Source organism: Mycobacterium sp. NPDC003449, assembly GCF_053588415.1.
In genome coordinates this window covers 1-10720 of sequence record NZ_JBSFPX010000218.1, presented here as the reverse complement: position 1 = coordinate 10720, position 10720 = coordinate 1, and the positions used below count along the sequence as shown (strand labels likewise).

General features: G+C 69.0%; 10 protein-coding genes. 7 read left to right on the top strand and 3 right to left on the bottom strand.

The window, feature by feature from the left end; all coding sequences use genetic code 11:
* A partial coding sequence (locus tag ACWDTP_RS33605; protein WP_450027545.1) for a leucyl aminopeptidase occupies nt 1–1085 on the top strand: 1085 nt, incomplete at its 5' end.
* A 46-nt stretch (nt 1086–1131) separates the two neighbouring features.
* Here ACWDTP_RS33605 and ACWDTP_RS33600 read toward each other — a convergent pair.
* Together ACWDTP_RS33600 and ACWDTP_RS33595 are read right to left on the bottom strand one after the other, a co-directional pair.
* On the bottom strand, nt 1132–2868 hold the full coding sequence (locus ACWDTP_RS33600; RefSeq protein ID WP_450027544.1) for an SDR family oxidoreductase: 1737 nt from the start codon (nt 2866–2868) through the stop codon (nt 1132–1134).
* A gap of 68 nt (nt 2869–2936) precedes the next feature.
* A complete protein-coding gene (locus tag ACWDTP_RS33595) occupies nt 2937–3290 on the bottom strand; it encodes an oxidoreductase (protein ID WP_450027543.1) in 354 nt (117 codons plus the stop codon).
* Nucleotides 3291–3482: 192 nt separating this feature from the next.
* Between ACWDTP_RS33595 and sucB the strand changes: the two genes are divergently transcribed.
* Genes sucB through ACWDTP_RS33570 form a run of 5 tightly spaced genes read left to right on the top strand, consistent with a single transcriptional unit; the run spans nt 3483 to nt 8584 of the window.
* Nucleotides 3483–5222: a 2-oxoglutarate dehydrogenase, E2 component, dihydrolipoamide succinyltransferase gene (gene sucB, locus ACWDTP_RS33590; RefSeq protein ID WP_450027542.1), complete on the top strand. Its 1740-nt coding sequence runs from the start codon at nt 3483–3485 to the stop codon at nt 5220–5222.
* Nucleotides 5223–5247: 25 nt separating this feature from the next.
* Entirely contained in the window at nt 5248–6156 is a 909-nt protein-coding gene (locus ACWDTP_RS33585; protein WP_450027541.1) for a TIGR01777 family oxidoreductase, read from the top strand.
* 17 nt (nt 6157–6173) lie between these two features.
* Nucleotides 6174–6848, top strand: a complete 675-nt coding sequence (gene lipB, locus ACWDTP_RS33580) for a lipoyl(octanoyl) transferase LipB (protein WP_450027540.1) — start codon at nt 6174–6176, stop codon at nt 6846–6848.
* 4 nt (nt 6849–6852) lie between these two features.
* Complete coding sequence (gene lipA, locus ACWDTP_RS33575; RefSeq protein ID WP_450027539.1) at nt 6853–7827, top strand: lipoyl synthase; 975 nt, start codon at nt 6853–6855, stop codon at nt 7825–7827.
* A gap of 4 nt (nt 7828–7831) precedes the next feature.
* A complete protein-coding gene (locus tag ACWDTP_RS33570) occupies nt 7832–8584 on the top strand; it encodes a DUF4191 domain-containing protein (RefSeq protein WP_450027538.1) in 753 nt (250 codons plus the stop codon).
* Here the strand turns inward: ACWDTP_RS33570 and ACWDTP_RS33565 are convergent.
* Nucleotides 8581–9063 (bottom strand): RDD family protein, encoded by a 483-nt coding sequence (locus ACWDTP_RS33565; RefSeq protein ID WP_450027537.1) that lies wholly within the window; start codon nt 9061–9063, stop codon nt 8581–8583. The two genes, ACWDTP_RS33570 and ACWDTP_RS33565, sit on opposite strands and share 4 nt — an antisense overlap.
* A gap of 158 nt (nt 9064–9221) precedes the next feature.
* Here ACWDTP_RS33565 and glnA point away from each other — a divergent pair, with 158 nt between their 5' ends.
* The gene (glnA, locus tag ACWDTP_RS33560; protein ID WP_450027536.1) at nt 9222–10658 is read left to right on the top strand and encodes a type I glutamate--ammonia ligase; all 1437 of its coding nucleotides are present in this window, start codon (nt 9222–9224) and stop codon (nt 10656–10658) included.
* The last annotated feature ends 62 nt before the right edge of the window (nt 10659–10720 follow it).

Below are 10720 nucleotides of genomic sequence, written 5' to 3'. Positions count from 1 at the left end.
TTTTTTATTGTCCCCGCCCCCCCCTATATCTACACGAGCCACCAACCACTCTTCCCCAACACCACGCTCTTCCGATCTCCACGCCCGCCTTGCACCGCGCGGGGGACGGCGCGCGGGCCGCCGCGACCGCGCGGGATTTCGTGAACACCCCGCCCAGCCACCTCTTCCCCGCCGAATTCGCCAAGCGGGCACAGGCGTTGGGCGAGGCCGCCGGGCTCGAGGTGGAGGTGCTCGACGAGAAGGCCCTGGCCAAGGGCGGCTACGGCGGCATCGTCGGGGTCGGCAAGGGCTCGTCGCGGGCGCCCCGGCTGATCCGGCTGGCGCACCGCGGCGCCAGGAACAAGAAGTCGAAGTCGGTGGCGCTGGTCGGTAAGGGCATCACCTTCGACACCGGCGGCATCTCGATCAAGCCGGCCGCCAACATGCACCACATGACCTCCGATATGGGTGGCGCGGCGGCGGTGATCGCGACCGTGGTGCTGGCCGCGGCGCAGAAGCTGCCGATCGACGTCGTCGCGACCGTGCCGATGGCCGAGAACATGCCGTCGGCCACCGCGCAGCGGCCCGGTGACGTCCTCACCCAGTACGGCGGCATCACGGTCGAGGTGCTCAACACCGACGCCGAGGGCCGGTTGGTCCTGGCCGACGCGATCGTGCGGGCCTGCGAGGACGGGCCGGACTACCTGATCGAGACCTCGACCCTGACCGGCGCGCAGACGGTGGCGCTCGGTGCCCGCACGCCCGGCGTGATGGGCAGCGATGAGTTCCGCGACCGGGTCGCGACGCTGTCCCAGGCGGTCGGCGAGAACGGTTGGGCCATGCCACTTCCCGAGGAGCTACGCGACGACCTCAAGTCCACGGTCGCCGATCTGGCCAATGTCAGCGGGTCGCGCTACGCCGGGATGCTGGTCGCGGGGACCTATCTGCGCGAGTTCGTCGCCGACGGCGTCGAATGGGCCCACATCGACGTCGCCGCCCCGGCCTACAACACCGGCGGCCCGTGGGGCTACACCCCCAAGGGCGGCACCGGGGTGCCGACGCGGACGATGTTCGCGGTGCTGGAGGACATAGCCGCGAGCGGCTAGGACAGCCGGAGCCGCGAGCGGCTAGGACAGCCGGAGCCGCGAACGGTTAGAGCGAGCCCAACCGGGCCGCCCGCCGCAGCACCGACGGCATCAGCCGCGACATCCCGTAGGCCGCATAGGCTTCCGGGGTGACGGGGCGGACTGCGGTGTTCTTCTGCACGGCGGTCACGATGGCCTTGGCGACCTTGTCGGGGCCGTACCGCCGTGCGGCGAACGACTTCTTGGTCCGCGCCCGGAGCTGTTCAATCTGGTCCTGCTGGCCGGGCGGCAGGTCGAAACGGGTGGTGTCGACGATGCCGGTGTCGATGACACCCGGGCAGATGGTGGTCAATCCGATTCCGGCGCCGGCAAGTTCGGCGCGCAGGCAGTCGGAGAACATGAACACGGCGGCCTTGCTGGTGGCGTAGGCGTTCGCGGCCTGCGACGGCGAATAGGCCGCCATCGAGGCGACGTTGACGATGTGGCCGCCTTCGCCCCGTTCGACGAGTCGCCTGGCGAAGGAGCGGCAACTGTTGACCACGCCGCCGAAGTTGACGTCGAGGACCCGGTCGAACTGTTCGGGCGGGGTGTCGAGGAACTTGCCGCCGTGCCCGACGCCGGCGTTGTTGACCACGACGTCGGGCACCCCGTGGGTGGCACACACCTGCTCGGCGAACCGCTCCACGGCGTCGGCGTCGGCGACGTCGAGCGCATACGCGTGTGCGGTGCCGCCGCGTTCGGCGATCAGGGCCGCGGTCGCCTTCGCGCCCGCCTCGTCGACATCGCTGACCACCACCTCGGCCCCGGTCTCGGCGAAGGCCAGCGCGGTGGCCCGGCCGATCCCGCTTGCCGCGCCGGTCACCGAGACCAGGGTGTGGTCGAAGGCCTCCCCGGCCCGGCCGACCTGGGCCCGTTGCAGCGCGCGGGCCGCGGGCGCACCCTCGATGTGGTCGATGAGTTCGGCCACGGCCGCCGCGATGGCTCGCGGGTGCGAGAACGGGGCCCAGTGCCCGGCCTTGAGGTCGCGCCGCCACAACCGCGACACCCACTTCGATTCCTCGTCGTAGCCGTGGCCGCGCACCACCGGATCGTCCTCGTTGCAGATCAACTGCACCGGCACCGAGACGTAGTGGTCCCGGCGCACCCTGGTGAACGAGCGGATCGCGTTGGCGCGGTAGATCTTCAGCGAGTTGGCCGCGTCGGCGTCGAAATTCTCGGAGCGGGATTTGGGCCCGGGGGTGTCGATCGCCTGCAGCCTGCGCGCCGCCCCGCGCCGCATCAGCGCGGGCGCGAGGACCGGCACCGAGAACGGGATCCAGTAGCTGAACCGCGACGCCAGGTTCACCGCGCGGGCGAATCGGAGGGGCCGGTAGGGCCGGGCCAGCCGGCTGCGCACGAACGTGCCGTAGTGGTCGCTGCTCGGGCCCGATACCGAGGTGAATGAGGCCACCCGGTCCGCTGAGCCGGGCCTGCTGAGGTACTCCCAGACCCCGACCGAGCCCCAGTCGTGGGCCAGCACGTGCACCGGCCGGTCGGGGCTGAGCGCCTCGATGACGGCCGAGGTGTCGTCGGCGAACCGTTCCATGGTGTACGCGGACACCGGGCCCGGCACCTCGGAGGCGCCGACGCCGCGGTTGTCGTAGCGCACGATGCGGAACCGGTCGCCCAGTTCGGCCACCACCGGGTCCCACAGCACATGCGAATCGGGCCAGCCGTGGGCCATCACCAGGGTGGGGCGCTGCGGGTCGCCCTGTTCGTAGACCGCGATGCGGGTCCCGTCCCGGCTGTCGACGAATCGCTGCATGGTGCCCCTCCGCGAAGGTTGTGCGTGACGAATAGTATCCGGTACCGCAGGTATCGGATGCCTCGACTCTAACGCTCGTCGAGTTCCTGGCGAAGGGCGCGTTGGCGTTCGATGCGGCGGCGCGCGTCGTAATCGCGCATGCGTTGCGGATAGCCGGTCTTCTGGACGTCGTAGACAGGTATCTGTAACCGGTCGCTGAGCCGCCGGGCGCCGGCGTCGCCGCCCGCGCGGCGTCTGGTCCACTCCCCGTCCGCGGCGACCAGCACCACGGTGACTTCGGTGACGGTGGTCCTGGGTTCGACGTAGCCCTCCACGCCGGTGTGCTCGGCGACCCACTGCGTCAGGTACTGCAGATCGGCCGCCGGATCGTTTCCGGTTCCGCGCGCCGGACGCCCGCGACGCAACCTGTCGAACAGCCCCAACGCAACGCACTCCTCCCGTGCAGCCCCTGATTCGATAGTGCCAGAGGCCGGCGGAACCCTGGGTGAGAGCGAATCGCCGAGCAGTGAAAGGATGGTCCGGACAATCCACCTAGGTGCCGCACCCAGTGCACCTTGCTGTGGTAAGCCAGAGTTCGAGTCGTCACAAGTGACCGTCCGAGGGAGTCAACACATATGGCCATCTCCGTCCAGATGCCCGCGCTAGGTGAGAGTGTCACTGAGGGGACCGTCACCCGCTGGCTTAAACAGGAGGGCGACACGGTCGAACTCGATGAGCCGCTGCTGGAGGTGTCCACCGACAAGGTCGACACCGAGATCCCGTCGCCGGCCGCGGGTGTGTTGACGAAGATCGTCGCGCAGGAGGACGACACCGTCGAGATCGGCGGCGAACTGGCCGTGATCGGTGACGCGGGTGAGGGCTCGGCACCGGCCGAGGCCCCGGCCGCCGAGCCCGAACCCGAGCCGGAACCCGCCGCGGCCGAGGCCGAGCCTGCCGCGCCGGCACCGGAGCCCGAGCCGCAGGCCGCGCCGGCCGCATCGGCTTCGGGTTCCGCGACCGCCGTCGTGATGCCCGAGTTGGGCGAGTCGGTCACCGAGGGCACCGTGACCCGCTGGCTCAAGAAGGTCGGGGAAACGGTCGGGGTGGACGAGCCCCTCGTCGAGGTTTCCACCGACAAGGTCGACACCGAGATCCCCTCGCCGGTGGCGGGCACCCTGCTGGAGATCATCGCCGAGGAGGACGACACGGTCTCGGTCGGCGGGGAGCTGGCCAAGATCGGCGAGGCCGGCAGTGTCCCGGCCCCCGAGCCCGAACCCAAGCCGGAACCGAAACCCGAGCCGAAGCCCGAACCCAAGGCCGAGCCCAAGCCGGAACCGAAACCCGAACCCAAGCCGGAACCCAAACCCGAACCGAAACCGGCGCCCGCGGCCGCCCCGGCGGCGACGGCGGCTCCGGCATCGGACGGTGCGCCCTATGTCACCCCGCTGGTGCGAAAGCTGGCCGGCGAGAACAACATCGACCTGGCGACGGTGAAGGGCACCGGCGTCGGCGGCCGCATCCGCAAGCAGGATGTGCTGGCCGCGGTCGAGAAGGCGGCCGAGGCCACCAAGGCTCCCGCGGCTCCCGCCGCTCCGGCCGCCGCGCCGAAGGCGGCACCGCCCGCCGCCGTTCCCGCCCCGGCGCTGGCCCACCTGCGTGGCACCACGCAGAAGGCCAACCGGATCCGGCAGATCACCGCCAAGAAGACCCGCGAATCCCTGCAGGCCACGGCGCAGCTGACGCAGACCCACGAGGTCGACATGACCAAGATCGTGGCGCTGCGGGCCCGCGCCAAGGCCGACTTCGCCGAGCGGGAGGGGGTCAACCTGACCTACCTGCCGTTCATCGCCCGCGCGGTGATCGATGCGCTCAAGATCCACCCGAACGTCAACGCCAGCTACAACGAGGACACCAAGGAGATCACCTACTACGACGCCGAGCACCTCGGCTTCGCGGTCGACACCGAGCAGGGGCTGCTCTCCCCGGTGATCCACAACGCGGGCGACCTGTCGCTGGGCGGGCTGTCCCGCGCCATCTCCGATATCGCCGCCCGCGCGCGCTCGGGCAACCTCAAGCCCGACGAGCTGGCCGGTGGCACGTTCACCATCACCAACATCGGCAGCCAGGGTGCCCTGTTCGACACCCCGATCCTGGTCCCGCCGCAGGCGGCGATGCTGGGCACCGGGGCGATCGTCAAGCGGCCCAGGGTGATCGTCGACGAGTTCGGCAACGAATCCATCGGCGTGCGGTCGGTGTGCTACCTGCCGCTCACCTACGATCACCGGTTGATCGACGGAGCCGACGCGGGACGGTTCGTGACCACCATCAAGCGCAGGCTCGAGGACGGTGCGTTCGAGGCCGACCTCGGCCTGTAGGGCCGGCTAGGAGGCATTCGACACCGTGGCCGATGCTGTCATCGCGATTGCGGGATCCTCCGGTCTGATCGGCTCGGCGTTGGTCTCGGCCTTACGTTCGGCCGACCACCGGGTGCTGCGCATCGTGCGCAAGGCACCGTCCAACGCCGACGAGCTGTTCTGGAATCCCGACACCGGCGAGTTCGATGCCGGGGCGCTGCGCGACGTGGACGTCGTGGTGAACCTGTGCGGCGTCAACGTCGGCGAGCGACGCTGGTCGGGGGCGTTCAAACAGAGCCTGCGGGACAGCCGGATCGGCCCGACCGAGGTGCTGGCCGGCGCGGTCGCCGAGGCCGGGGTGCCGGTGCTGGTCAACGCCAGCGCGGTCGGCTACTACGGCGACACCCGCGACCACGTCACCGAGGAGTCCGCCCCGGCAGGCCGGGGTTTCCTCCCGCAGTTGTGCGTCGACTGGGAGGCGGCCACCGCGGCGGCTTCCGCGGCCGGGACCAGGGTGGTGCTGCTGCGCACCGGCCTGGTGCTGGCCCGGTCCGGCGGCCTGCTCGGCCGGCTCAGACCGCTGTTCTCGGTCGGCCTCGGCGCCCGGTTGGGCAACGGCCGCCAGTACCTGCCGTGGATCAGCCTGGAGGACGAGGTCCGGGCCGTGCTGTTCACCATGTGGACCGACGCGATCTCCGGTCCGGTGAACCTGGCCGGCCCCGCGCCGGTGACCAACGCCGAGTTCACCGCCGCGATGGGCCGGGCGCTGGGCCGCCCGACCCCGCTCATGGTGCCGGGCTTCGTGCTGCGCCCGTTGCTCGGAGAGTTCGCCGACGAGGGGGTGCTGATCGGGCAGCGGGTGATCCCGGCCGTCCTGGAGCGCGCCGGCTTCGACTTCCATCACAAGACCGTTGGCGAGGCACTGGCCTACGCGACCGCGCCCAAAGATCTGTGACGGGTACCGTCGACGCTGTGACGTCCATCCGCTCAACCAGCGCCCCCGTCGAGGTCCGTCATCTCGGCGTCATCGACTACGAGGCCGCCTGGCAGGTGCAGCGCGAGGTCGCCGACGCCAGGGTCGCGGGCGGTCCGGACACCCTGCTGCTGCTGCAGCATCCGGCCGTCTACACCGCGGGTAAGCGCACCGAACCGCATGAGCGGCCGGCGGACGGCACCCCCGTCGTCGACACCGACCGGGGCGGCAAGATCACCTGGCACGGACCCGGCCAACTGGTCGGGTACCCGATCATCGGGCTGACCGAGCCGTTGGATGTGGTGAATTTCGTTCGGCGCCTTGAAGAGTCGTTGATCGCGGTGTGCGCCGAGTTCGGTCTGCAGACCGGCCGGGTGGACGGCCGCTCGGGCGTGTGGGTACCGGCCGATCACCGCGGGCCGGCCCGCAAGGTCGGGGCGATCGGCATCCGGGTGTCGCGCGCGACGACGCTGCACGGGTTCGCGCTGAACTGCGACTGCGACCTGTCGGCGTACTCCTCGATCGTGCCGTGCGGCATCAGCGATGCCGGGGTGACGTCGCTGACCGCCGAACTGGGCCGCCGCATCACGGTCGAGGACGTCGCGGACCGGGTCGCGGCCACGGTGTGTGACGCGCTCGACGGCCGCCTCGAAGTCGCCCTGAACGTAGGATGATCACGTGACTGTAGTGCCCGAATCCAATGTCGCCGGCGGCCCGGCTCCGGAAGGCCGCAAGCTGCTTCGACTGGAGGTCCGCAACGCGCAGACTCCGATCGAGCGCAAACCACCGTGGATCAAGACCCGCGCCAAGATGGGGCCGGAATACACCGAGCTCAAGGGGTTGGTGCGGCGCGAGGGTCTGCACACCGTGTGCGAGGAGGCGGGGTGTCCCAACATCTTCGAGTGCTGGGAGGACCGCGAGGCCACCTTCCTGATCGGTGGTGAGCAGTGCACCCGGCGCTGCGATTTCTGCCAGATCGACACCGGTAAGCCGGCCGAGCTGGACCGCGACGAACCGCGCCGGGTGGCCGAGAGCGTGCAGGCCATGGGGCTGCGCTACTCGACCGTGACCGGGGTGGCCCGTGACGATCTGCCCGACGGCGGGGCCTGGCTGTACGCCGAGACCGTGCGCGCCATCAAGACGCTCAACCCGAACACCGGGGTGGAGTTGTTGATCCCCGACTTCAACGGCAACCCCGAACAGCTGGAGGAAGTGTTCGAGTCGCGGCCGGAAGTGTTGGCGCACAACGTCGAAACCGTTCCGCGCATCTTCAAGCGGATCCGGCCGGCGTTCCGCTACGACCGCAGCCTGGCCGTGCTGACCGCCGCCCGCGACTTCGGGCTGGTCACCAAGTCCAACCTGATCCTCGGCATGGGCGAGACGATCGACGAGGTGCACACGGCGCTGCGCGATCTGTACGAGGCCGGCTGCGACATCGTCACCATCACCCAGTACCTGCGGCCGTCGCCGCGTCATCACCCGGTCGAGCGGTGGGTGCACCCCGACGAGTTCGTCGCGCTGTCGACCTACGCCGAGGACCTCGGATTCGCCGGTGTGCTGGCCGGCCCGCTGGTGCGGTCCTCCTATCGCGCGGGCAGGCTCTACGCACAGGCCGCACGGATTCGGTTCGCAGGTCAACCCCCCGTATCCTGACGTAATGGCGAAATCCCGCAATGCCGCGGAAACGAAGGCGGCAAAAGCCGAGGCGAAGGCCGCGCGTAAGGCGGCCTCCAAACAGCGCCGCAGCCAGCTGTGGCAGGCGTTCCAGGTTCAGCGCAAAGAGGACAAGCGGCTGCTGCCGTACATGGCCGGCGCCTTTGTCCTGATCGTGGCGTTGTCGGTGGTGGCGGGCGTCGTGATCGGCGGGTTCACCATGTACACGCTGATCCCGCTCGGCATCGTGCTCGGCGCGCTGGTGGCCTTCATCATCTTCGGCAGGCGGGCCCAGAAGTCGGTGTACCGCAAGGCCGAGGGGCAGACCGGCGCCGCCGCCTGGGCGTTGGACAACCTGCGGGGCCGGTGGCGGGTGACGCCGGGGGTCGCGGCGACCGGCCACTTCGACGCGGTGCACCGGGTGATCGGCCGTCCCGGGGTGATCTTCGTCGGCGAGGGCACCGCATCCCGGGTCAAACCGCTGCTCGCCCAGGAGAAGAAACGGACCGCGCGCCTGGTCGGCGACATTCCGATCTACGACTTCGTGGTCGGCAACGGCGAGGGCGAGGTTCCGCTGTCGAAGCTGGAGCGCCACCTCACCAAGCTGCCCGCCAACATCTCGGTCAAGCAGATGGACTCGCTGGAGTCGCGGCTGGCCGCACTCGGCACCAAGGCCGGTCCGGCCGCGATGCCCAAAGGCCCGATGCCCGCCTCGGCGAAGATGCGCGGGGTGCAGCGCACCGTGCGCAGGCGTTAACGCCGCAGTACGGCGGTGTAGCTGGCCCGGTCGTGCAGCCCCCGCAGATCGCTGTCGGACACCAGCGGCGGGATCACCAGCGCGATCAGCACCACCCGGATGAAGGCCCGGACGATGCCGATCCGGTCCCGGCCGTCGGCCGGCGCCACCACCAGGCCCACCGCCAACTGCCCGGGGGTGAAGGAAAACAGCCGCACGGCGACGGTGCCGATCACCGCCCAGATCACCAGCACCGCGGTGGACAGCATCGCCATCGACACCAGATCGAAGGCCATCGCCAGCCCGGCCAGCCCGTAGGCCACCAGCCAGTCGATGCACAGCGCGCCGAGGCGGCGGCCGGTCCGGGCCAGCGAACCGGGGCCGTTCTCGGGCAGCCCCAGCCGCTCGCCGGGATACCCGGCCGGCTTGTCCCGACTCTCGCCGTCACCGGAATCGAAAGGTCCGGGACCCGACAACCAGGTCCCCATCGTGCGGCCCATGGTGCCAGGATAAGCGGGACGGACCCGTGGCCCGTCGCCGCGGCCGGAATCACGGTCCGGAGCGATTGCGTAACTTCGGCGCAACATACGGTTGACGACTGCGCAACATCATGTCCTTAGCGTCAACCCGCGGGTTACCAGTAAAGGAGAACACTGAAGTGGCAGAAAAGACGGCCGACGACATAATCAAGCTGATCAAGGATGAAAACGTCGAGTACGTCGACATTCGATTCTGCGATCTGCCGGGTGTGGTCCAGCACTTCTCGATCCCGGCCTCGGCATTCGACGAGAGCGTCTTCGAGGATGGACTCGCCTTCGACGGCTCCTCGGTCCGCGGCTTCCAGTCGATCCACGAATCCGACATGATGCTGCTCCCCGACCCCGAGACGGCGCGCATCGACCCGTTCCGGGCCGCCAAGACGCTGAACCTGAACTTCTTCGTGCACGACCCGTTCACCCGCGAGGCGTACTCCCGCGATCCCCGGAACGTGGCCCGCAAGGCCGAGAACTACCTGGCCAGCACCGGCATCGCCGACACCTGTTTCTTCGGCGCCGAGGCCGAGTTCTACATCTTCGACTCGGTGAGCTTCGACTCCAAGATCAACGGCACCTTCTACGAGGTGGATTCGGAGTCGGGTTGGTGGAACACCGGTGAGCCGTTCGAGGCCGACGGCAGCGCCAACCGCGGATACAAGGTCCGGCCCAAGGGCGGCTACTTCCCGGTCGCGCCCTATGACCACTACGTGGATCTGCGCGACGAGATGTCGACCAACCTGCAGAACGCCGGGTTCACCCTGGAGCGCGGTCACCACGAGGTCGGCACCGCGGGCCAGGCCGAGATCAATTACAAGTTCAACACGCTGCTGCACGCCGCCGACGATGTGCTGCTGTTCAAATACATCATCAAGAACACCGCATGGGCCAACGGCAAGACCGTCACCTTCATGCCCAAGCCGCTGTTCGGCGACAACGGGTCGGGTATGCACGCCCACCAGTCGTTGTGGAAGGACGGCCAGCCGCTGTTCCACGACGAGTCGGGTTACGCGGGCCTGTCCGACCTGGCGCGGCACTACATCGGCGGCATCCTGCACCACGCCCCGTCGCTGCTGGCGTTCACCAACCCGACGGTGAACTCCTACAAGCGTCTGGTGCCCGGCTATGAGGCCCCGATCAACCTGGTCTACAGCCAGCGCAACCGCTCGGCCTGTGTCCGTATCCCGATCACCGGCAACAACCCCAAGGCCAAGCGCCTGGAGTTCCGCTGCCCGGACAGCTCGGGTAACCCGTACTTGGCGTTCGCGGCCATGCTGATGGCCGGCATCGACGGCATCAAGAAGAAGATCGAGCCGCTGGCCCCGGTCGACAAGGATCTCTACGAGCTGCCGCCGGACGAGGCCGCCAACATCCCGCAGGCCCCGACCTCGCTGTCGGCGGTGATCGACAAGCTCGAAGAGGATCACGAGTACCTCACCGAGGGCGGCGTGTTCACCGAGGATCTGATCGAGACCTGGATCTCCTACAAGCGGGAGAACGAGATCATGCCGATCCAGATCCGGCCGCACCCCTACGAGTTCTCGCTCTATTACGACGTCTAACCCGTAGCGCGAGCAGACATAGAACTGCCCCTTTTCTTCGGAAAAGGGGCAGTTCTATGTCT

What these genes read in the sequence shown, in the direction of transcription:
- ACWDTP_RS33600 (WP_450027544.1), bottom strand. Translation starts at nt 2,868, where the DNA reads ATGCAGCGATTCGTCGACAGCCGGGACGGGACCCGCATCGCGGTCTAC.
- sucB (WP_450027542.1), top strand. Translation starts at nt 3,483, where the DNA reads ATGGCCATCTCCGTCCAGATGCCCGCGCTAGGTGAGAGTGTCACTGAG.
- ACWDTP_RS33570 (WP_450027538.1), top strand. Translation starts at nt 7,832, where the DNA reads ATGGCGAAATCCCGCAATGCCGCGGAAACGAAGGCGGCAAAAGCCGAG.
- ACWDTP_RS33565 (WP_450027537.1), bottom strand. Translation starts at nt 9,063, where the DNA reads ATGGGCCGCACGATGGGGACCTGGTTGTCGGGTCCCGGACCTTTCGAT.